The organism is Accumulibacter sp. (genome assembly GCF_023806635.1).
GTDB lineage: Bacteria > Pseudomonadota > Gammaproteobacteria > Burkholderiales > Rhodocyclaceae > Accumulibacter.
The window spans coordinates 36,914-59,319 of the sequence record NZ_JAMTDQ010000095.1; the positions used below are offsets into that span (position 1 = coordinate 36,914).

Consider the following 22,406-nt stretch of genomic DNA (forward strand, 5'->3'; position numbering starts at 1 on the left):
TTGCATCATGGTGCAATATACAAAATCATCATCTTGCATTATGGTGCAATGTCATGAAAGCCCACTTCTCTGATCTCAAGCTGCGCCAACTCGACGCGTCCCTGACCACCTGGCGCAACGCCAAACTGCCGCCACGCCCAACCTCTGGCTGGATCAAGGCCATCCGCGAGGGCCTGGGCATGGCCGCGACGCATCTCGCCGCCCGGCTGGGCGTCACCACCTCCACCGTCACCCGGCTGGAGACCTCCGAGGCCGACGACACCATCAGCCTGGCCACCTTGCGCCGTGCCGCCGAAGCCCTGGGCTGCGAGTTGCAGTACGCCCTGGTGCCCAAGCAGAGCCTGGCCGATACCCTGGAAGGCCGCGCCCTGACGCTGGCACGCCAGCAAATGGCCACGGTGACGCACACCATGGCGCTGGAAGCCCAAGCCACCTCGCGCGACACCGTCGAGGCGCAGACCCGCGCCCTGGCCGAAAGTCTGCTCAAAGGCTCTCGCCGTTCCTTGTGGCGGGAGGCCAAGTAGGCATGGTGTCCATCAACCTCGACTATCCCCCCGGCGCCACGCCGCTGGATGGCGACGAACTCACCAGCATGATTCCCGGCCACATCACCACCCAGGGCGAGTTGAACGAGTGGGAGCAACTCAACATCGTCCAGGGCGAGCAGTGGGCCAGGAAGCAGCGCAAGGACATCCTTACCGAGTCCTTTGTCCGCCAGTTGCACCAGCAGATCTTCGGCGAAACCTGGAAGTGGGCGGGCGAGTTCCGCAAGTCCGACAAGAACATCGGCGTCGACTGGCTCAAGATCGGCGTCGAACTCAAGAAGCTGCTGGATGACACGCACTACCAGGTCGAGCACGGCAGCTTCCCGGCGGATGAGATCGCCATCCGCTTCCATCATCGCCTGGTCGCCATCCATCCCTTCCCCAACGGCAATGGCCGCCATGCGCGCCTGATGGCCGACCTGCTCATCGAGCGCCTTGGCAAGCCGCGTTTCACCTGGGGCAGTCAGAGCTTGGTGGATGCCAGTGCCACCCGGCAAGCCTATATCGCCGCCCTGCAAGCCGCAGACCGGCGCGACATCGCGCCCTTGCTCGCCTTTGCCCGTAGTTGAGGACGACATGAAGCAAACCCTCTCCCGCGGCCACCGCAAGATCCTCGAAGCCACCGTCGCCCAGGCGCGCGCTACCGCTGAAGCGGGTGCCGAAAAGGCCCTCAAGGCGCTGGCCGTTGGTGCAAAGGAAGCCCCCGGCCACGCCAGCGATGCCCAGAAAAAGCTGCGCGTCCGCCTGCGCGCGCATGGCCGGGCGCTCGGCGACCTGCTGCACCCCGACGACACGCAAGCCATCGACCACCTCGTCACCGAGATCGCCTACGAGCACTGGCACCGCATGCTCTTCGCGCGCTTCCTCGCCGAAAGCGATCTGCTCATGCACCCGGATGGCTACCCGGTCAGCCTGGCCGACTGCAAGGAAGATGCGGAGAGTTTCGACCCCCCGGCGCGCAGTGAATGGGAAGTCGCCGGTCGCTACGCCGCGCGCATGCTGCCCAACGTTTTCCGTCCCGACAGCCCGGCGCTGGCGATCCAGATGCCGCTGGAAACCGAGCAGGCGCTCGAAGCCCTGCTCGCCAAGCTACCCGCCACCGTCTTCCAAGCCGACGACAGCCTGGGCTGGAGCTACCAGTTCTGGCAGGCGCCGAAGAAGGAAGAAGTGCAGCGGCAGATGAAGCAGGCCGGCACCAAGGTCGGTGCCGACGAACTGCCCGCCGTGACCCAGCTCTTCACCGAGCAGTACATGGTCGCCTTCCTGCTCGAGAACGCGCTGGGCGGCTGGTGGCACCGCTGCCACCCGCACATGGCCTTGCCGGTGGAGATGCCCTACCTGCGCTTTCTTCCCTCTCCCTCCGGGAGAGGGGCTGGGGGCGAGGGCGTTTCCATGCCCAAACATCACGACATCCCGTCCGAGCATATCGCCTTCGCCCGCCAGCTTCGCGCCACACAAACCGACGCCGAAGACCTGATCTGGTCGTTGCTTCGCAATCGCCGTCTGGCCGATGCCAAGTTTCGTCGTCAGCATCCACTCGGACCCTACGTCGTTGATTTCTACTGCCACGAAAAGCGGCTGGCCATCGAGCTTGATGGCGGGCAGCACAGTGAAGAAGCAGCCAAGGCACATGATGCCCGTCGCGATGACTACCTGGCTGGCCACGGGATTCGCGTCCTTCGCTTCTGGAACAATCAGGTACTGGCAGAAACGGAGTCTGTGCAAGAGGTTATTTGGCAGGCGCTGCACGATGACTGCGCCCTCACCCCAACCCCTCTCCCGAAGGGAGAGGGGCTCTACGGCGCCGTCCCGCCAGCAGCGACTTCTCTCCCTCACATCGGGCGAGAGTCCGGAGGCAAGCATGCAGTTCTCCCCTCTCCCCCCGGGAGAGGGGCCGGGGGTGAGGGCGAACCCGTCGCCGGAACTTTCCCGGCCTGGCCCGATACCCTGTCCCAGTTCAAGCTGCTCGACCCCTGCGCCGGTTCCGGCCACTTCCTCGTCTCGGCCTTCCACTACCTGGTGCCGCTGCGCCGAGCCACCGAACAGCTCTCGGTGCGCGATGCTGTCGACCGCGTGCTCGCCGACAACCTGCACGGCCTCGAACTCGATGCCCGTTGCGTCGAGATCGCTGCCTTCGCGCTGGCGCTAGCCGCCTGGCGTTATCCCGACCTAGACTCCCCTCTCCCCCCGGGAGAGGGGCCGGGGGTGAGGGCAAAACCCATCGGCTACCGCCCCCTGCCGCGCCTCAACATCGCCTGCGTCGGCGTCGCGCCGCGCAGCAGACGCGCCGACTGGCTCAAGCTCGCCGGCGGCGACGAACGACTCGAAGGCGGCATGGCCGCGCTCTACGCCCTGTTCCAGAAAGCCCCGGAACTCGGCAGCCTCATCGACCCGATGGCCGCCACGCGCGGCGATCTGCTCGATGCGCATTGGCAAGAACTCGAATCGCGGCTGGAGCAGGCTTTACTCCCCTCTCCCAGCGGGAGAGGGGCCGGGGGTGAGGGCGCAGGCGACGATCAGGACATCGAAGCCCGTGTCGCCGCGCAGGGCATGGTGCACGCCTCGCGTATCCTGACGCGCAAGTATCACCTGGTCATCACCAACCCGCCTTACCTCGGCGCGGGGCAGCACGGCCCGGTGCTCAAGGATTTCTGCGAGGAACACTACAAGGCCGCCAAGGGTGATCTCGCCAACGTGTTTCTGGAGCGCAGCCTCAAGCTCTGCGCGCCGGGCAGTGCGGTGTCATTTGTGATGCCGCAGAACTGGCTGTTTCTCAAGAGCTACCAGAAACAGCGCGAGCACCTGCTCAAGTTCGCCACCTGGAACCTGCTGGCGCGGTTGGGGGCGGGCGCTTTCGAGACCATCATTGGCGAGGTGGTCAACGCCGTCCTGCTGACACTCACCCACGCCCGTCCCGCCGAGGATCACCCCCTGGGCGGCGTCGACGCCAGCGCGCCGAAGACGCCGGAGGACAAGGCGACGCTGCTGCGCGAGGGCGAGGTGGTGACGGTAGGGCAGATGGGGCAGTTGAGAAATCCCGATGCCAGAATCACCTTCGAAGCAGCTATGGATTTAGCTCTGCTCGCGCAGGCTGCTGAAGGTGTTCATGGCTTCGGAAGCAAGGATTCACCACGATTCTTCCGGCAATTCTGGGAATTGAACGGCTTCGAAACAGACTGGCAATTAATGCAAACCACCGTAGAGAAAACCGGCCTTTGGGGCGGCTATGAGCAGGCGGTGTATTGGCAACAAGGAAAGGGAATTCTCGCAGAAATGGGCAAGGCTGGTCTTGCAATACCGGCAGGGAAAAGTGCCTGGGGTAAATTGGGGGTGGCTGTCAGTCAGATGCGAAACTTGCCTTGTGCCTTACATCTTGGAGAGATATTCGACAAGAATGTGGCTGTGGTATTGCCGAACGATTCAAAGCATCTACCGGCGATCTGGTGTTTTTGCTCGTCTTCAAAGTACAACGAAGCAGTTCGCAAAATTGATCAGAAGGTCAACGTAACGAACACTACCTTGGTCAAGGTGCCCTTCGACCTCACCTACTGGCAACTAGTCGCCGCCGAACGCTACCCCCACGGCCTGCCCAAACCCTATTCCGACGACCCGACGCAGTGGATTTTCCACGGCCACCCGAAACCGGCCAGCGATCCGCTGCAAGTCGCCATTGCCCGTCTGCTCGGCTACCGCTGGCCTGCGGAAAGCGCCCTCACCCCCGGCCCCTCTCCCGCGAGGGGGCGAGGGGAGCAATACATGGAACTCTCGGACGAGGCACGCGCCTGGATCAAGCGCTGCGGCGAACTCGACGCGCTCACCGACGACGATGGCATCGTTTGCCTGCCCGCCGTGCGCGGCGAAGCGGCGGCGGAATCGCGGCTGCGCGCCTTGCTGGCCAAAGCCTTCGGCAGCGACTGGTCGGCGGCACGCGAAAGTCAGTTGCTGCGCGACGCGGGCTGCGACGGCCTGCCGCTGGCGCAATGGCTGCGCGACAAGTTCTTCGAGGAGCACGTCGCGCGCTTCCAGAAGCGCCCCTTCATCTGGCACGTCTGGGACGGCCACAAGGAAGGCTTCGCGGCGCTGGTGAACTACCACCTGCTGACGCGCGAGAAGCTCAACACCCTGATCAACCTCTATCTGGGCGACTGGATCACCCAGCAAAAACGTGCCGTCGATGCCGGTAACTCGGATGCCACGCTCAAGCTCGCCAAGGCCGAGGCACTGAAGGCGCAACTCGAAGCCATCCTGGCAGGCGAACCGCCCTACGACATCTTCGTGCGCTGGAAGCCGCTGCACCTGCAGCCGCTCGGCTGGGACCTCGACCTCAACGACGGCGTGCGCATGAACATCCGCCCCTTCGTCGAGGCCGGCGTGCTGCGCATCCCCCGCGCCAAGCTCGGCATCAAATGGGACGCGGATCGCGGCAAGGATGTCGCCTCCGCCCCTTGGTTCAAGCTCGGTCCGACCTACAATCAGCCAGAAGGCACACGCATCAACGACCACCACACCACGCTGGCTGAGAAGAAAGAGGCGCGGGAGAAACTTAAGGTGAAAGCATGAAACGACTGACTCTGAAGAACGTCGGCCAGGTCAAGGAAGCCGACCTGCATTTCGGCGACCTCACCGTTCTGGTAGGTCCCCAGGCCAGCGGCAAGAGCATCAGCCTGCAATGGCTCAAGCTGCTCGCCGACACCGGCCTGATTCAGCGCCAGATGAAGACCTATGGTCTGGATTACGACGGCAGCCTCAAGCAGTTTCTCGACGTCTATTTCGGCGAGGGCATGCAGTCGATCTGGAAGGAACACAGTGCCATCCAGTTAGATGGCAAGGCGCTGAATACAGAATGGCGCATCGGCCGCTTGCAGCCGGAAAAACCGGAGTCGGCGTTCTTTATTCCCGCCCAGCGCGTGATTGCCCTGACCAGCGGCTGGCCCAGGCCGTTTCAGGGCTACAGCGTCGGCGATCCTTACACCGTGCGTGCCTTCAGCGAGGGTTTGCGCCTCTTGATGGAGCGCGAATTCACGGGGTCGGGTCCGCTGTTCCCCAAGTCTAATCGCCTCAAGAGCGACTACCGCAAGCTGTTGCAGCAGAGTGTCTTCGCCAACTTTTCTCTGTCCGTGGATAAGGTGCAGGCGCAGAAACGCCTGGTCCTTCAGGCCGATGAGAAGCCGCTTCCCTACATGGTCTGGTCGGCCGGGCAGCGTGAATTCGTGCCGCTGCTGTTGGGACTTTACTGGCTGATGCCGCCGGCTAAGGTGGCACGCCGGGGCGGAATCGAATGGGTGGTGATCGAAGAACTGGAAATGGGTCTGCATCCGCGCGCGATTTCCGTCGTGTTGCTTCTGGTACTCGAACTGATGTCGCGTGGCTACAAGGTGTGCCTATCAACCCACTCGCCGCAAGTGCTCGAACTGGTTTGGGCGTTGGAGGTGTTACGAAAGCACAAAGGGAGCGCCGACGATCTGCTCAACCTCTTCGATGCGCCGCACAGCGCCGGTTTGCGCGAGATGGCGAGAGCGGCGCTCGGCAAGACCTCCAAGGTCTATTACTTCGATCCGGCGGGAACGGCGAAGGACATCACCGATCTCGACCCCTCTTCCGCCGAAGCGCAGGAGGCTAGTTGGGGCGGCCTGCTGGAATTCAGCGCCCGAGCCAACGAGACCGTGGCCAAGGCAGTGGCCAACTCGCCCGAGTTCGCGTCCGGCGATCTATTCGTGGAAAGCAAATGAGCTTTGCCGCGGATGTAAAGGCGACTCCGCATCTCGATGGAGCGTTTTGCAAAGGTTTAGGTGCTTTGTTGGCAGTCGACCGGGCGCGTGTCACAAAGGCAGCATCGACAAGACTCCCGGGTAGCGTGAATGTGGATGCAGCCTTGCGAGCCAGTCAACCCGATGCCGCCCGCTGGGATTACGTTGTCGGAAAGCGGCAGGGAAATCGCGAGCATCTGCACTGGATTGAGGTACACCCCGCTGGTTCTACTGGGAATATCAACGAGGTTGCGGCCAAGCTCGATTGGCTTGCAGAGTGGATGAGAGCGACCCCGCTTGCGGCCTATCCGAAGCAGATCGTGTGGATCGCCAGCGGCAAGTCGGCCTTCAATCAACGTAGTCCACAATTGCGCGCCCTGGCCAATCGGGGCTTGCGCTATGGCGGTAACCATCTGAGCCTGTGACCATGAAAGCGCAAACTGTTCTCGAAGCCTTGACCATTCGCCTGAAGGAGCAGACAAAGCGTTTCAACCCGGCGCTGGAATCTGCCCCCGTCGCCATCCTCTGGACGGACGAAAGACGCGAGTGGGAACCCGTGCTGCCCAGGATCAAGGAAGCGCTACCGGAGTTGTTTGCGCTGGGCGCCTATGAACCCGACCAGCGTAGCGGCCCCGGCGTCTGGCTGCGCATGGTGGCCGATGGCCAGGCTGGTTCGGTCGACCCCGAGAGGACAGCCATTCTCTATCTGCCTGGCGTAGGCAACGGCCAACTGCGCACCGACCTGCGCGGCCTGAAGGGCGATCCGCAACTCGCACCGCTCGCCGAACTGCAATACCGGGGCTGCTTCTGGCGACAGGAAAACGGCAAGGACTGGACGCTGCGCGCCTTTCTCGAATCCCGGCGCGGTGGCCTGGGGCTGCAGGTTTCGGCCAGCCAGGAAGCGGCACAGGCGCTCAAGGCGGCGATGGGCAAGCTGCTGATGCAGAATCTGCCCGCCCTCGATGCCATGGCCATCGACGAGCGCACTCTCAACGACCTGATCAACCCGGCACCCGACGAAACCGTGCTGCGCTGGCTGACCGCGCCGGAAGCGACCCGAGCCGAACATGGCACCTCGTGGGAGAGTTTCGCGGCCAACGCGAAGAAGCGTTTCGGCGTCGATCTGGCGAAGGGACCGATGGAGGTCGCGCAGCGCATACTCGCCAGCAAGTCCGGCGAGGCGGCGCACCCGCTGTGGGAGAAGTATGTTGCCCACTGGCACAGCTATCCCGATGCCTACGAGGTGTTCCGGGGCATCGCGCCGCCCGACCTGTTGCAGGGGGCGGAACGCTATCCGCGTGAGAACGACGCCGATGAAAGGCGCCTGGCCGACGAGTTGCTGAAGGCCGCCAGCCTGGAGCCGGTGGCCGCTGCCCAGGCGGTGCTGGCCGCCGAAAGCAGGCACGCCGCGCGGCGGGAAGCGCTGTGGGCACGGCAGGGCCACGCCCCCCTGGCCACAGCCTTGGCCGACCTCGCACTCATCGCCAAGGCCTTTCTTGAGCCAGTGGCGGGGGGGAAGCCCGCCGAGGCGGCCCGACGCTATGCGGAGAACGGCTGGCGTGTCGATGCCGCCGCTCGTGGTGCCATGGCGATGGCCCAGCAGGCGGAGCTGGAAAAGCCGATCCACGCCGTGTTGGTCGCCCTTTACCGCCGCTGGCTGGAAAAGCAGGCCGAAGGTTTTCAGTGGATGGTGAAGAAGGACGGCTATCCGACCTGGAACCTGCCGGCGGTGGCCGATGGCACGGTGGTACTGTTCGTCGATGGCCTGCGCTTCGATCTGGCACGCGAACTGGAGGCCACGCTGCACAAGGACAACGGCTTGACGGTCGGGCTGGAACCCGGCTTCACCAGCATTCCCTCGGTGACCAGCAGCGGCAAGGTCTGGGTCTCTCCCGCCCGCAAGCTCGCCGATGGCGGCAATGGCGGTGACTTCGCGCCCAGGCTGCAACTGGGGAAAACCGAGGGCGCCTACACGGCAGCCAAGCTGCGCAAGGCGATGGAGCCGGAGGGCGTCGCCGTTGTCGATACCGAGAATCCGAGCCTCGCCTACGGCAGGGGCTGGGCGGAGTTTCCCGGCGACATCGATAGCGACGGCCATGCCAAGGGCCGGAAACTGGCGCGTGCCATTCCGGCCCACCTCGACGATCTGGCCAAGGCCATCCGTCGCCTGCTGAATGCCGGCTGGAAGCAGGTCTGGGTGGTGACCGACCACGGCTGGTTGCTGCTGCCGGACGGCCTGCCCAAGGCCGAACTTCCCGCCAGGCTGACCGAAACGAAGTGGGGCCGCTGCGCGGTGCTCAAGGATGCGGCGGCGGACGCCGACTGGCTGGTGTTGCCGTGGAGCTTCGACCCCGCCGTGCGCGTGGCGCTGGCTCCCGGCATCTCGGCGTTTTCCAGTGGCCGCGAATACGACCATGGTGGCTTGAGCTTGCAGGAGTCGGTGGTGCCCTTCCTGCGCGTCCAGCGCCATGGACCGGTCGCCGGGCAGCCGAGGCTGGTCGCGGTGAGTTGGAACATCCGCAGGACGATCTGCACGGTGAGGGCGAACGATGCCGCCGGTCTGACCGTCAGCATTGAACGGCTGGGGTCGACAATCGGCGATGGGGAAGCCATCGACAACGACGGCAAGGGCCGCGTGGTGTTGGAGGAAGTGGATGACTTGATCGGCGAGCAGATCGCCGTGGTGCTGCGGAGCGACGGCCAGAAGGTGGCCGAGGAACGCTTGAATTTTGGAGAGGCGTGGGAAGGGAGCGCGAATGCAGCTTGATGCCCTGGACCGCAAGGCCGCCGAAGCCTTCGATGGCTACATCGTCCGCAAGGACCTGGTACGCCAGTTTTCGCGCCAGTTTCCGGTGCCTACCTATGTGGTCGAGTTCATGCTGGGCCGCTACTGCGCCACGATCGACGAGAGCGAGATTCAGGAGGGGCTGGCCATCGTCCAGCGCCAGCTTTCCGAGCGCACGGTACGCGCCGGCAACGAAGAACTGATCAAGTCTGTCGCCCGTGAAAAGGGCCAGGTGCGCATCATCGACATCATCACCGCGCGGCTGGACGCCAGGACCGATTCCTATGTCGCCGAGCTGCCCTCGCTCAAGCTGCGTGACGTGCGCATCTCGGCGGCACTGGTCACCGAGCACCAGCGGATGCTGACCGGCGGTTTCTATGCCGAGGTGACGCTGGGCTACGACGCCACCATCGCCCAGGAGAAGAACGGCAGGCCCTTCGGCATCGACGGCCTGCGTGCCATCCAGCTTTCGCAGCGCGACGTACTCGACAAGATGGCCGCTGCGCGGGCCAAGCTGACGACGGCGGAGTGGAAGGACTTCCTGCTGCGCTCCATCGGCCTGGAACCGGCGCAACTGCCCGAGCGCAACAAGGACGCGATCCTGCTGCGCATGATTCCCTTCGTCGAACGCAATTACAACCTGGTCGAGATCGGCCCGCGCGGCACCGGCAAGTCGCACCTGTTCCAGCAGGTCTCTCCCTACGCGCATCTGGTCTCCGGCGGCAAGGCCACCGTGGCGCGCATGTTCGTCAATAACGCCAACGGCCAGCGCGGCCTGGTCTGCCAGTACGACGTGGTGTGCTTCGACGAGGTGTCGGGCATCTCCTTCGACCAGAAGGACGGCGTGAACATCATGAAGGGCTACATGGAGTCGGGCGAGTTCTCGCGCGGCAAGGAAAGCATCCGCGCCGATGGCTCCATCGTCATGGTGGGCAACTTCGATGTCGATGTCGAACACCAGCAGCGCATTGGTCACCTGTTCCAGCCGCTGCCGCCAGAAATGCGCGACGACACCGCCTTCATGGATCGCATCCATTGCTACCTGCCAGGATGGGACGTGCCCAAGCTCAAGCCGGACATCTTCACCGATCACTTCGGCCTGGTCAGCGATTTTCTCTCCGAGTGCTTCACTCAGTTGCGGAACCAGAGTCGGCTGGCCACATTGCAAAACCGCGTTTTCTTCGGCGGGGCGCTGTCGGGCCGCGACATCAACAGCGTCAACAAAACCGTCAGCGGCTTGTTGAAGCTTCTCTATCCCGGCCAGGATGCTCAGGTCAGCGAGGAAGACCTTGAATGGGCCGTGCGCCTGGCCTTGGAAGTGCGTCGGCGCGTCAAGGAACAACAGAAGCGCATCGGCGCTGCCGAGTTCCGCAACACGCTCTTCAGCTATACCCTGGGCGCGGAAGGCGTCGAGAAATTCGTCTCGACGCCGGAACTGCAAAGTCAGGGCGGCATCGGTGACGAGCCGCTCGAAGCCGGACAAATCTGGACGCTCTCGCCGGGTGGCCAGGATGAGCATCCCGGCCTGTTCCGCCTCGAAGTGACCGAAGGGCCAGGCAGTGGCGTGCGCGTGCTCAACAAGCCGGTGCCGCAAGCCTTCCAGGAATCCATCCGCTGCGCCGAGCAGAACCTCTACGCCAGAGCCAAGCAACTGGTCGGCGACCGCGATCCGCGCGCCCATGAGTTTTCCGTGCAGTTGCGCGGCTTTGATGCCGCGAAGAGCGGTGCCAAGACCGGCGTGGCTTCATTGATCGCGCTGTGCAGTGCCCTGCTGCGCAAGTCGGTTCGTGGCGGTTTGGTTGTCGTCGGCGAGGTCACGCTGGGTGGCACCATCGAGCCGATCCACAACGCCGTCAGCCTGGCCGAACTCGCGGTCGAGAAGGGGGCGAACTCCTTGTTGTTGCCGGTTTCCTGCCGCCGCCAGTTGTTCGACCTGTCCGACGACATGGCGACCCGGCTGGATGTGGAGTTCTACCAGGATGCCAGGGATGCGCTGTTGAAGGCGCTGGTGGATTGAGCAACGGGACATCATGAAGAAGGTCGGGAAGATCATTGGCGGATCCGCCAAACTCTTTCAGGTGGTTAGCTGTACGTTGCGGGGCTCTGCGGAAGGCTCGCTACTTGCCGATGCAGAAGCGGCCGAAGATCTCGCCGAGAAGCTCGTCGCTGCTGTACTCGCCGGTGATCGCCACGAGCGAGCGCTGTGCCAGGCGCAGCTCCTCGGCCAGGAGTTCCAGCCGTGGCAGTTGTGCCTGCGCCAGGGCGACATGCTCACGCGCACCCACGAGCGCCTGCAGATGGCGCTCGCGGGCGATGAAGACGTCCTCGGCCGGCTGCCAACCGGCGATTCGCAGCAGCTCGAGGCGCAGCAGCTCGACGCCTTCGCCGGAGCGGGCGGAAAGCGAGATGATCACGCCATCGTCCCGCTGGCGGCGTTCCGGGCGCGCCGGGACGAGGTCGATCTTGTTGAAGACGGTCAATCGTGTCGGATGCGCGGGCAGGCGGGCGAGGATCTCGCGCTCGGCAGCGCCGACACCCTGACGCGCATCGGCAAGGAGGAGGACGACGTCGGCGCGTTCTAGCTCGCGCCAGGTGCGCTCGATGCCGATCTTCTCGATCTGGTCTTCGGTCTCGCGCAGTCCGGCGGTATCGATGATGTGCAGCGGTACCCCCTGGAGCTGCAGCGTGCCGCGAACGAGGTCGCGTGTCGTACCCGGCACAGGGGTGACGATCGCCAGGTCGTCCCCGGCGAGGCAGTTCAGCAGGCTCGACTTGCCGACATTCGGCTGGCCGGCGAGGACGACATGCAGGCCGGCCTGCAGCAGACGGCCTTGCCGGGCGCGCTCGAAGACCCGGTTGAGACGCGCCTGCAGGCGGTCGAGGCGGCCATGGGCGTCGGCGGCCTCGAGAAAATCGATCTCCTCGTCGGGAAAGTCGAGCGTCGCCTCGACGAGTGCCCGCAGTTCGACGAGTTGGTCAACAAGCTGGCCCACCTCGCGCGAGAACTCGCCCTGCAGGGAACGCAGGGCACTGCGGGCGGCGGCGGTCGTCGCCGCATCGATCAGGTCGACGACGGCTTCAGCCTGCGCGAGGTCGATCTTGCCGTTGAGGTAGGCGCGGCGGCTGAACTCACCCGGTTCGGCGAGTCGGGCGCCGAGCTCGAGGCAGCGGCCGAGAAGCATTTGCAGGACGACCGGACCACCGTGCCCGTGCAGCTCGAGCACATCCTCGGCGGTGAAGGAATGCGGCGCTGGAAAGTGGAGCAGCAGACCGCGGTCGATCAGCGTACCGTCGGCGGCACGGAAGTCGGAGACGGTCGCATGCCGCGGCGCCGGTCGCTTGCCGCTCAGGCGATGCGCGAAGTCCAGCAGGCCCGCGCCGGACACCCGAATCACGCCGATGCCGCCACGGCCACTGGCCGTGCCAATGGCGGCTATGGTGTCGCTGGCTCCTGCCCGCTCAGGCCTTGCTGTCGTTGGCGGCCTTTCCGCCACTCTCGATCATCCGCGTGATCTGCCATTGCTGGGCAATCGACAGGATGTTGTTCACCACCCAGTAGAGCACCAGGCCGGACGGGAACCAGAAGAACATGATGCCGAAGATGTACGGCATCATCAGCATGACCCTGGCCTGGATCGGATCCGGCGGTGTCGGGTTGAGCTTGGTCTGCAGGATCATGGAGGCAACCATGATGATCGGCAACAGGCCGATCGGCATGTCGATGACCGGAATCACGCCGAACAGCGTATCCGGTGCCGAGAGATCCTTGATCCAGAGAATCCAGGGCGCGTCGCGGATTTCGACGGCACCGAGAAGGGCCCAGTAGAGGGCGATGAAGACCGGGATCTGGACGAGAATCGGCAGGCAGCCGCCGAGTGGGTTGATCTTCTCGCGCTTGTAGAGCGCCATCATCTCCTGGTTGAGCTTCTGGCGGTCGTCACCGTAGCGCTCCTTGAGTTGCATCAGCCGTGGCGTCACCGTCTTCATCTTGGCCATCGACTTGTAGCTGGCGGCCGACAGCGGAAAGAACAGCAGCTTGATGATGATCGTCAGGATGACTATCGCCCAACCCCAGTTGCCTACCACCTTGTAGATCGCCTCGAGACACCAGAAGATCGGCGCGGCGATGACCGTCAACCAGCCATAGTCGACGACCAGCGGCAGTCCCTGCGCACCGATGCCGCCGTCGGCCTTTGGTTTCGCCAGTTGGTCGAGCGTCGTCTGGATCTGCGGTCCGGCGTAGAGCGGCACTTCGAGAGCCACCTTGGTGCCTGGAGCGGCCACCGGCACCGGGACGATGACGCCGGCGGCAACTGCCGGCTTCTGGCTGTTCTCCAGTTTGCGCATGTAGAACTCACGCGGCAAACCGGGCTCGGGAATCCAGGCACTGGCAAAGTAGTGCTGGATCATCGCGATCCAGCCGTTGTCCGCCTTGTTCGCAAACTTGGCCTTGCCGGCCTCGATATCGGCGAAGGTGACCTTCTGGAACTTGTCCTGCTCGGTGTAGACCGCAGGACCGGTAAAGGTCGAAACCATCGAGCTCTCGCCGTCGGGCGCCTTGACGTCGCGCTGCAGTTGGTAATAGGCGTGTGCGACGAGTTCCTTGCCGCCGGCGTTCTCGATTTCCTGTTTCAGCCCGATCAGGTAGCTGCCGCGCTTGAACGTGTAGGTCTTGGCGACCCGGACGCCGTTGGCCGCCTCCGCTTCGAGGCGCAGCACCACTTCCTGCGCATCCGCGGAAAGCTCACGAAGACCCGGTACCACCGAGAAGCGCGTCTTGTGATTCGGCAGACCGTCGCCGATCAGACCACTCTGCGCGTAGTACTGGTGCTTCGGCTCGAAGAGCGCGAAGACGCGCTCCTTATGGACGCTGTCGCGATAGTCCTTGAGTTGCAGGCGGACGATGTCGCCGCCCTGAAGGGAAATCTCGGCCGTGAAGAGGTCCGTGCTGATGGTCACCGTCTCGGCTTTCTCGGAGACCGCGCCAGCGACCGGTGCCGGTGGCTCCGGCAGCGGCGTGTGCAAGCTGCCGCTGGGCTTCGGGGCCGGCGCTTCGGTCGTGCCAGCCGCCGCAACCGGTGGCGCTTTCGGCGAATTGTGCTTCTGCCACGCATCCCACAGCATGACCAGCGAGAAAGAGAAGATGAGCAGCAGCAGGAGGCGTCGGTGGTCCATGAAAACCTACTTGTTCAGTCGTTGGTCAGGGTACCGGATCGAAACCGCCCGGATTCCAGGGGTGACAACGTGACAGCCGACGCAGTGCGAGGCCCACGCCGCGGCAGGCACCATGACGCCGTACCGCCTCGGCTGCGTACTGCGAACAACTGGGAAAGAAGCGGCAGCGTTGCCCGAGCATGGGGCTGACCGCGTAGCGGTAGAAGGCTATCAGCGCAAGCAGAAGATGTTTCATCGGCTCATGGTCGGGGTGAAGCGAGCTTGCAGAGAAGGCGGCGTATTTCCTTGGCCATGGCCTTCCGGTCGAGAGGCGCCGGCCTGACCGCCAGGCGCAGGACGAGGTCATGCGAACACAGGTCGACCCGCAGCAGGCGGAATTCTTCCCTTGCCAGCCGTCGCAGCAGATTCCGGTCGACGGAGCGGCGCAGAAAACGCTTGGCGACGACCAGACCGAGCCGCGCTCCGGCACCTTCGACAGCCTGCCGGGGACGATAATGTAGCAGGAAATGGCGGCTCTTCAGTGCCCTGCGGAAAGCGAAAACGGATGAGTACTCATCCGTCCTGAGGAGCCGGCAGGTCCTTGGAAAAGCCGCCGCGCGCGTCTGGCCCTCACACGCCGCTTGCGGCCGGTGGCTCAAACCCCAAGGCGATGGCGACCCTTGGCGCGGCGGGCGCGAATCACGCCACGTCCACCACGAGTGGACATGCGGACAAGGAAGCCATGTGTCCGCTTGCGGCGAACGACTGACGGCTGATAGGTACGTTTCATGGCTAAGCCCTTGAAGTGAAAGCCGGAAAAAAGTCGCGATTAGACAGCTTCGGGGCAACCCTTGTCAAGGCCATATTTTTTCCGGAGCTGTGGATAACTTCCCCGCAACGGGTTAGAATCTGCACCTTGCGGGTTCTGACAGGAGCGGCAGCGGGCCATCGGGGGAAGGTCGGCATCGCTTGGACAGGTACTGTCGTGGCCGCCAACCATCCCGGGCAACGCCAGCGATGCTTCTGATTCCATGGGAAAAGCCACTGTTTTTCGTAGCGGACCAGGGTTTGGTCTGGCACGCGGACGTTGTCACGATGATCGCCGATGAGTAGTTTCTGGGCCTCGTGTCTGAGTCAGTTCGAGCAGGAACTACCGCCTCAGCAGTTCAACACCTGGATCCGTCCGCTTCGTCTCGAGGGCGAGGAAGAGGTGGCCAACGGCCTGCGCTTGCTGGCGCCCAACGGATTCATCCTCAAGTGGGTCAAGGAGCGGTACCTGGCGCGCATCGAGGCGCTTGGCAGCGAGTATTTCGCACTGCCGGTCAGTATCACGCTCAGCTTGGCGGAGCGACGGAGCACGACCAGCGAAGCTTCAGCCGCTGCCGCCGAGAGGGGAGAAGCTGCGCGAACCGTTGCCGCGACGGGCTCTGCGGCTGCCTCGATCGCAGTCGGCAGTAGCGAGCGAGACTGCTCCGGCTACGAGAAGACACGTCTGATCGCTGGTTTCACCTTCGACAACCTGGTCGTCGGCAAGGCCAACGACCTGGCCCGCGCCGCTGCGCATCGCGTCGCCGACAGCCCTGGAGGCAGCAGCTACAACCCTTTGTTCATCTATGGCGGTGCCGGGCTCGGCAAGACGCACCTGATCCACGCGATCGGCAATGCGATCCTGCAACAGCGTCCGAACAAGGTCGTGCGCTACGTCCACGCCGAAGACTACTATTCCGACGTCGTCCGCGCCTATCAGCAGAAGTCCTTTGATGTCTTCAAGCGGTATTACCGTTCGCTCGACGTCCTGCTGCTCGACGACGTTCAGTTCTTCAACGGCAAGAACCGAACACAGGAAGAGTTCTTCTACGTTTTCAATGCCTTGAGCGAATCCAAGAAACAGATCGTGATCAGTTGTGACACCTACCCGAAGAACATTTCCGGTCTCGAGGACCGCCTCGTGACGCGTTTCGACTGGGGCCTGACGGTACAGATCGAACCGCCGGAGACCGAGATGCGGGTGGCGATCCTGAAGAAGAAGGCGGAGCAGGAAAAGGTGGCGCTCGACGACGAAGTGGCGTTCTACATTGCCAAACACCTGCGCTCGAACGTCCGCGAACTTGAGGGAGCCCTGAAGAAGGTCCTTGCCTACTCCGCGTTTCATGGCCAACAGATCGCTCTCGAACTTGCCAAGGAGGCGCTGAAGGACGTCATCGGTTCGGTCAACAGACAGATCACGATCGAAGGAATCCAGAAGACGGTCGCAGAGTACTTCAAGATCAAGGTGGCCGACCTCTTCTCGAAGAAGCGGACACGCGTCGTGGTGCGACCGCGACAGATCGCGATGTGGCTGGCTAAGAACCTGACATCGCTGAGCTATCCGGCGATCGGCGAGCACTTCGGCGGCCGCGACCACACGACCGTGCTGCACGCGGTACGCACGATCGATCAGTTGCGCATCAAGGATGAGGCTTTGAACCACGATGTGCACGTGCTCGAGCAGGTGCTCAAGGGGTGATCGGGGCAGGGGAAAAGTCGGTGGGCAATCGACTGGCTGAGGGTGGACAACCGCTGACGAAGCGTCCCGGAAGCAAGTTCTCCTTTTTTCCCCACAGCTTCATACCGCCCTTCTACACCCTTCCTCAGAGCGGCTAAAGTGATGAATTGAATGATGTAAATGAGGATATCAACAGAGTTGTTCGAACCTTGTTCTTTATAGGATTGAGATATATATGCTTCTTATCAAAACACGGCGAGACGTTCTTCTGGCACCGTTGCAGGCTGTTTCGGGAATCGTGGAGAGACGCCACACGTTGCCCATCCTGTCGAATGTGCTGCTGGAGAAGCGTGGCGAGGTGCTGACCCTGCTGGCTACCGACATCGAAATCCAGATCACGACTTCGACCGCCGATGTCGGCGGCGAAGGTGAGGGCGCGGTGACCGTGGGAGCGCGGAAGTTGCAGGAGATCCTGCGATCGCTTCCGGAAACGGCGGAGGTCAGCGTGCTGCTCGAGGACAGACGCTTGCAGGTCAAGGCGGGCCGGAGCCGTTTCAACCTGCAGACGCTGCCGGCGGAGGATTTCCCGAGCATGAGCCTGTCGCAGCAGGAGGACGCGCGCAGCCTCAAGCTGACGCAGAAGGAGTTCCGGCAGTTGCTCGCGCAGACCCACTACTCGATGGCGACGCAGGATGTCCGCTATTACCTCAATGGCCTTCTGCTGCTGCTCGCCGATGGTCAGCTCCGGGCCGTGGCAACCGATGGCCACCGGCTTGCCTACGCCAGCATGCCGCTAGCCGAGGAATCGGGTGGCAGTGGCGAGGGCAGCGAGGTCCGCCAGGAGTTGATCCTGCCGCGGAAGACCGTAGTGGAACTCAACCGTCTGCTTGCCGACACGGACGAGCCCCTGAAGATCGACATCCTGACGAACCAGATCCGTTTCCAGTTCGGACAGATCAGCCTCGTCTCGAAGCTGATCGATGGCCGGTTCCCGGACTATCAAAGGGTGATACCGCTGACACTGAAGGACGTCATTCGCGTGCAGCGGAGTGTCCTCTTGCAGTCGATGGTCAGGGCAGCCATCCTGACCAACGAGAAGTTCCGCGGTGTTCGCCTGGTTCTTGGCGACGGCAGCCTGAAGATCATCGCCGCCAACGCCGAGCAGGAGGAAGCGCAGGAGGAAATCGAGGTCGAGTACAGTGGCGAGCCACTCGATGTCGGCTTCAACGTCTCGTATCTGCTTGATGTCCTGAACAACAGTGCTGGCGAGATGATCGACTGGGGATTCAACGATGCCAGTTCGAGTGCGCTGCTGACCATACCAGGGAATGATCATTTCAAGTATGTGGTGATGCCAATGCGCATCTGAATCGCAGCGGCAGGAGCAAGGATCGTGGCAGAGAGGTTGAACGGCGGCAGGATGGCGGGTTGATGATGAACGAAGAGAAGCAGCAGACGGAGACGTACGACGAGTCGAGCATTCAGCAACTGGAGGGTCTGGAAGCCGTTCGCAAGCGGCCCGGCATGTACATTGGCGACACATCGGATGGGACTGGCCTGCACCACATGGTCTTCGAGGTGGTCGACAACGCGATCGACGAGGCTCTGGCGGGGTATTGCGATGACATCGTGATCACCATTCATGCTGACAACTCGATTTCCGTCAGCGACAACGGGCGCGGCATACCGACCGGCATCAAGCTCGACGACAGGCACGAGCCAAGGCGGTCGGCGGCGGAGATCGTCATGTGCGTGCTGCACGCGGGGGGAAAGTTCAACCAGAACTCGTACAAGGTTTCCGGTGGGCTGCATGGCGTTGGCGTCTCATGTGTCAACGCACTGTCCCGCTGGCTGCGGCTCATCGTCCGCCGTGATGGCTGGAAACACATGATCGAGTTCAGGCGCGGGGCCGTGCTCGACCGTCTGGTCGAAATGCGCGACGGCGTCGAGGTTTCGCCGCTGCGGGTGGTTGGCGAGACGGAGAAGCGCGGTACCGAACTGCACTTCATGGCTGACGAGGAGATCTTCGGCCATGTCGAGTTCCACTACGAGATCATCGCCAAGCGGCTGCGGGAATTGTCCTTTCTCAACAATGGTGTCAAGATCAGGCTGAACGACCAGCGCACGGGCAAGGAGGAGAATTTCGCCTTTCTCGGTGGTGTCAAGGGCTTCGTCGAATACATCAACCGCACGAAAAGCGTCTTGCACCCCAACATCTTCCACGCTGCGGGCGAATCGGTGACCGCCGGCGGAGCGATCAGCGTCGAGGTGGCGATGCAGTGGAATGACAGCTACGCCGAACAGGTCCTGTGTTTCACCAACAATATTCCACAGGCGGATGGTGGTACGCACATGACCGGTTTGCGCGCTGCCATGACGCGCGTCATCAACCGCTACATCGAAGAGAACGAGATCGCCAAGAAGGCGAAGGTCGACATCAGCGGCGACGACATGCGGGAGGGACTTGCCTGCGTGTTGTCGGTGAAGATGCCCGACCCGAAGTTCGCCTCGCAGACGAAGATGAAGCTGGTGTCGTCGGAGGCACGTCCGGCAGTCGAGGAAGTGGTGGCCGCGAAACTGGCGGAGTTTCTGCAGGAGCGGCCAATCGACGCCAAGGTCATCACCGGCAAGATCGTCGAGGCGGCACGGGCACGCGATGCGGCTCGCAAGGCGAGGGAGATGACGAGACGCAAGGGTCTCCTCGATGGCGTCGGTTTGCCGGGCAAGCTGGCCGATTGTCAGGAAAAGGATCCGGCTCTCTGCGAGCTGTACCTGGTGGAGGGCGATTCAGCCGGAGGATCGGCGAAGCAGGGTCGGGACAGGAAGTTCCAGGCGATCCTGCCGCTGAAGGGAAAGATCCTGAACGTCGAGAAAGCGCGTTTCGACAAGCTGATTTCGTCACAGGAGATCGCCACCCTGATCACCGCCCTGGGTACGGGGATTGGCAAGGACGAGTACAAGCCCGAGAGGTTGCGCTATCACCGGCTGATCATCATGACCGATGCGGACGTTGACGGAGCGCACATCCGCACGCTGTTGCTGACCTTCTTCTACCGGCAGATGCCGGAGCTCGTCGAACGTGGACACATCTACATTGCCCAGCCACCCCTGTACAAAGTCAAGCACGGCAAGGTCGAGCGCTACATCAAGGACGACCAGGCGCTGAAACAGTTCCTCCTCACCCTGGCGCTCGAAGGAGCCGTGCTGACGCCGCAGGCTGGTGCTGCGGCGATCGGCGGCTCGGCACTCGAGCAGCTGGCACGCGAGTACCTGCTCGCCGAGGCAGTGATCAACCGACTGTCGCATCTGATCAACCCGGAAGTCCTGCATGCGCTGATCGACGGCAACCTGAAGCTTGATCTCGCCGATGAACAGGCCGCGGCGGCGACGGCAAGGGCGCTGATGGCAGCGCTGCACAGCCGGTCCGAGATCAACATCGTGGCCGGCTATGATTCGGTCAACGAGCGCCGGCAACTGCGGCTCGAAAAGATCCTGCATGGCAATCTGAAGCTCGGGGTGATCGACGACGACCTGCTGCTCAGCGGTGATTACGCCCAGCTGCGGAAGACTGCCGAGATCCTGGCCGGCCTGTTCGGCCCTGGTGGCTTCGTCGCCCGCGGCGACAGGAAGAAGAGCGTCAGCAGCTTTGCCGAGGCCATGCAATGGCTTCTGAGCGAGGTCGAGCGCAGCGTCAGCAAGCAGCGTTACAAGGGTCTCGGCGAGATGAACCCGGAGCAACTATGGGAAACGACGATGGACCCGCAAGTGCGCCGGCTGCTCAAGGTGCAGGTCGAAGACGCGATCGGTGCCGACGAGATCTTCAGCACGCTGATGGGGGAACTGGTCGAGCCCAGACGCAACTTCATCGAGACGAATGCGCTGGCGGCGCGCAACATCGACGTGTGATCGACGCCGCGATCGCGGTCGATACCGACGCGACGGTCTGCGGCGGTCGGTTACAGAGCCCGCTCATGGCGAGGCCGCCAGACATGCCGAAGGCCGATGGCGGTTGATGGCGTCGCGGGTTTCGCGGGCAACGGTGCGCGCTGCGGCAGCGTAGTCTTCGCCGCAGCTGGCGTAAAGAATGGCGCGCGACGAATTGATCATCAGTCCGCCGCCATCGCCGTTGCAGCCCGCACGGACGGTGGCTTCGATATCGCCGCCCTGCGCGCCGACGCCGGGAACGAGGAGCGGCATGTTGCCGGTCAGCTCGCGGACGCGGGCAATCTCGCGCGGGAAGGTGGCACCGACGACGAGGCCGCACTGACCGCCCTCGTTCCACTCGTCACTGACCAGGCGGGCAAGCCGCTCGTAGAGTTTCTCTCCGCCGACATCGAGAAATTGCAGGTCGCTCCCGCCCGGATTCGACGTGCGGCAGAGCAGGATGACGCCCTTGTCGCGATACGCCAAGTATGGAGCGACGGAGTCGCGTCCGAGGTAGGGATTGATCGTGACCGCGTCAGCCTGGTAGCGGTCGAAGGCTTCGATCGCGTACTGTTCGGCGGTGCTGCCGATGTCTCCCCGCTTTGCATCGAGGATCACGGGTACGCCAGGATGACGTGAGTGGATGTGGGCCACCAGTTCTTCGAGCTGCTCTTCGGCACGGCAGGCGGAGAAATAGGCGATCTGTGGCTTGAAGCAACAGACCAGGTCGGCCGTCGCGTCGACGATCGCACGGCAGAACTTGAGGATCGCGTCCGCCCGGCCCTTGAGATGCGCGGGCAGGCGTGCAGGGTCGGGATCGAGGCCGACGCAAAGGAGACTGTTGCGCTCGTACCAGGCCGAGGTGAGTGCATGCATGAAGTTCATCGTCGAATGGCGGCAGGAAAAGAAGTCATTCTACGGTCAATTGCACCTGTGGGATGTGGGCAGCAACGGCTTGCGCGGCACGTGGAGCAGGAAGCGCCGTGCGGACGGGCGAGATCTTTGGAAGGTTTTTCGCCGTCGGAGGTGGCGTACAGGTGAAGAGAATCACAGCGGAGGAATACCAGCGGCTGCGAGCGGGTGCCGAGGTGCTGGAAGCCGACAGCTTTGGCGACAAGGTCCTGCGCCTGGCGGACGGGACGATCCTCAAGCTCTTTCGTCGCAAGCGGCTGTTGTCTTCAGCGGCATGGTATCCGTATGCACGGCGTTTTGCCGACAACGCCGTGGCCATCAGGCGGCGGGGAATAGCGGTGCCCGAGATCATCGATATCATGCGCATACCGTCGCTCGCCCGTGACGCGGTCCACTACCAGCCATTGCCGGGGGTGAGCCTGCGGCAACTTCTGCGGGCGGGAATGGACGTGGACACGAGGCAGAAGCTGCGGACCGCGTTTACCCGTTTCGTCATCGAGCTGCATGACAAGGGAGTCTACTTCCGCTCTTTGCACTTGGGAAACGTCCTTCATCTGCCCGATGGCAGCTTTGGCCTCATCGACATCGCCGATGCCCGCTTGCGACCATGGCGCCTGAGTCGGCATCTGCGGCGCCGCAATCTTCGACTGTTGCTCGCGGCCGCCGGCGAAAGCGAGTTGGTGGACACGGCAGCGGTGCTCGCGGGCTGCCGCACCGAAGCCTCTTGAGACGCCGTGAGACGCAGCGCGGTTGTCTTTACAACGCCTTGCACGAACCCTATAATCGCCGCTTCTTTCGAGCGGGGGTATAGCTCAGCTGGGAGAGCGCTTGCATGGCATGCAAGAGGTCCGCGG

At 63.2% G+C, this 22,406-nt stretch carries 17 protein-coding genes; 11 read left to right on the forward strand and 6 right to left on the reverse strand.

The window, feature by feature from the left end; genetic code table 11:
• Positions 1-53 precede the first annotated feature (53 nt).
• From NFW30_RS16760 to brxL, 7 genes are read left to right on the forward strand one after another with little or no spacing between them, the layout of a single operon-like run.
• Complete coding sequence (locus NFW30_RS16760) at positions 54-524, forward strand: mobile mystery protein A (RefSeq protein WP_295358183.1); 471 nt, start codon at positions 54-56, stop codon at positions 522-524.
• 2 nt (positions 525-526) lie between these two features.
• Positions 527-1,114: a mobile mystery protein B gene (locus NFW30_RS16765; RefSeq protein ID WP_295358186.1), complete on the forward strand. Its 588-nt coding sequence runs from the start codon at positions 527-529 to the stop codon at positions 1,112-1,114.
• Between the two features lie 7 nt (positions 1,115-1,121).
• The gene (locus tag NFW30_RS16770; RefSeq protein WP_295358189.1) at positions 1,122-5,105 is read left to right on the forward strand and encodes a DUF559 domain-containing protein; all 3,984 of its coding nucleotides are present in this window, start codon (positions 1,122-1,124) and stop codon (positions 5,103-5,105) included.
• Positions 5,102-6,274, forward strand: coding sequence for an AAA family ATPase (locus NFW30_RS16775; RefSeq protein WP_295358192.1), 1,173 nt, complete (start codon positions 5,102-5,104; stop codon positions 6,272-6,274). Before NFW30_RS16770 ends, NFW30_RS16775 begins: the two co-directional genes overlap by 4 nt.
• The gene (locus tag NFW30_RS16780) at positions 6,271-6,717 is read left to right on the forward strand and encodes a hypothetical protein (protein WP_295358195.1); all 447 of its coding nucleotides are present in this window, start codon (positions 6,271-6,273) and stop codon (positions 6,715-6,717) included. The genes NFW30_RS16775 and NFW30_RS16780 overlap by 4 nt, the downstream gene beginning before the upstream one ends.
• Positions 6,718-6,719: 2 nt before the next feature.
• Positions 6,720-9,059, forward strand: a complete 2,340-nt coding sequence (gene pglZ / locus NFW30_RS16785; protein ID WP_295372364.1) for a BREX-1 system phosphatase PglZ type B — start codon at positions 6,720-6,722, stop codon at positions 9,057-9,059.
• Complete coding sequence (gene brxL, locus NFW30_RS16790) at positions 9,049-11,094, forward strand: protease Lon-related BREX system protein BrxL (RefSeq protein ID WP_295358200.1); 2,046 nt, start codon at positions 9,049-9,051, stop codon at positions 11,092-11,094. Before pglZ ends, brxL begins: the two co-directional genes overlap by 11 nt.
• A 100-nt stretch (positions 11,095-11,194) precedes the next feature.
• On the opposite strand, the gene mnmE is transcribed toward brxL, so the two are convergent.
• The 5 genes from mnmE to rpmH are packed head-to-tail and all read right to left on the reverse strand — an operon-like array spanning position 11,195 to position 15,021.
• Complete coding sequence (gene mnmE / locus NFW30_RS16795; RefSeq protein WP_295358203.1) at positions 11,195-12,571, reverse strand: tRNA uridine-5-carboxymethylaminomethyl(34) synthesis GTPase MnmE; 1,377 nt, start codon at positions 12,569-12,571, stop codon at positions 11,195-11,197.
• On the reverse strand, positions 12,537-14,252 hold the full coding sequence (yidC, locus tag NFW30_RS16800) for a membrane protein insertase YidC (RefSeq protein WP_295358206.1): 1,716 nt from the start codon (positions 14,250-14,252) through the stop codon (positions 12,537-12,539). The genes mnmE and yidC overlap by 35 nt, the downstream gene beginning before the upstream one ends.
• A 25-nt stretch (positions 14,253-14,277) precedes the next feature.
• Positions 14,278-14,487: a membrane protein insertion efficiency factor YidD gene (gene yidD, locus NFW30_RS16805; protein ID WP_295358209.1), complete on the reverse strand. Its 210-nt coding sequence runs from the start codon at positions 14,485-14,487 to the stop codon at positions 14,278-14,280.
• Between the two features lie 4 nt (positions 14,488-14,491).
• The gene (locus NFW30_RS16810; RefSeq protein ID WP_295358212.1) at positions 14,492-14,890 is read right to left on the reverse strand and encodes a ribonuclease P protein component; all 399 of its coding nucleotides are present in this window, start codon (positions 14,888-14,890) and stop codon (positions 14,492-14,494) included.
• Entirely contained in the window at positions 14,887-15,021 is a 135-nt protein-coding gene (rpmH, locus tag NFW30_RS16815; RefSeq protein ID WP_287693549.1) for a 50S ribosomal protein L34, read from the reverse strand. The genes NFW30_RS16810 and rpmH overlap by 4 nt, the downstream gene beginning before the upstream one ends.
• A gap of 315 nt (positions 15,022-15,336) precedes the next feature.
• On the opposite strand from rpmH, the gene dnaA reads away from it, so the two are divergent.
• The 3 genes from dnaA to gyrB all read left to right on the forward strand — a co-directional run bounded on the left by dnaA (position 15,337) and on the right by gyrB (position 20,622).
• Complete coding sequence (gene dnaA, locus NFW30_RS16820; RefSeq protein WP_295358216.1) at positions 15,337-16,737, forward strand: chromosomal replication initiator protein DnaA; 1,401 nt, start codon at positions 15,337-15,339, stop codon at positions 16,735-16,737.
• A gap of 214 nt (positions 16,738-16,951) precedes the next feature.
• The gene (gene dnaN / locus NFW30_RS16825; RefSeq protein WP_295358219.1) at positions 16,952-18,085 is read left to right on the forward strand and encodes a DNA polymerase III subunit beta; all 1,134 of its coding nucleotides are present in this window, start codon (positions 16,952-16,954) and stop codon (positions 18,083-18,085) included.
• A gap of 65 nt (positions 18,086-18,150) precedes the next feature.
• Entirely contained in the window at positions 18,151-20,622 is a 2,472-nt protein-coding gene (gene gyrB, locus NFW30_RS16830) for a DNA topoisomerase (ATP-hydrolyzing) subunit B (RefSeq protein WP_295358228.1), read from the forward strand.
• A 63-nt stretch (positions 20,623-20,685) separates the two neighbouring features.
• Here gyrB and pyrF read toward each other — a convergent pair whose 3' ends face one another.
• A complete protein-coding gene (pyrF, locus tag NFW30_RS16835; RefSeq protein ID WP_295358221.1) occupies positions 20,686-21,525 on the reverse strand; it encodes an orotidine-5'-phosphate decarboxylase in 840 nt (279 codons plus the stop codon).
• A 152-nt stretch (positions 21,526-21,677) separates the two neighbouring features.
• Here pyrF and NFW30_RS16840 point away from each other — a divergent pair, with 152 nt between their 5' ends.
• The gene (locus NFW30_RS16840; RefSeq protein ID WP_295358224.1) at positions 21,678-22,280 is read left to right on the forward strand and encodes a toluene tolerance protein; all 603 of its coding nucleotides are present in this window, start codon (positions 21,678-21,680) and stop codon (positions 22,278-22,280) included.
• The last annotated feature ends 126 nt before the right edge of the window (positions 22,281-22,406 follow it).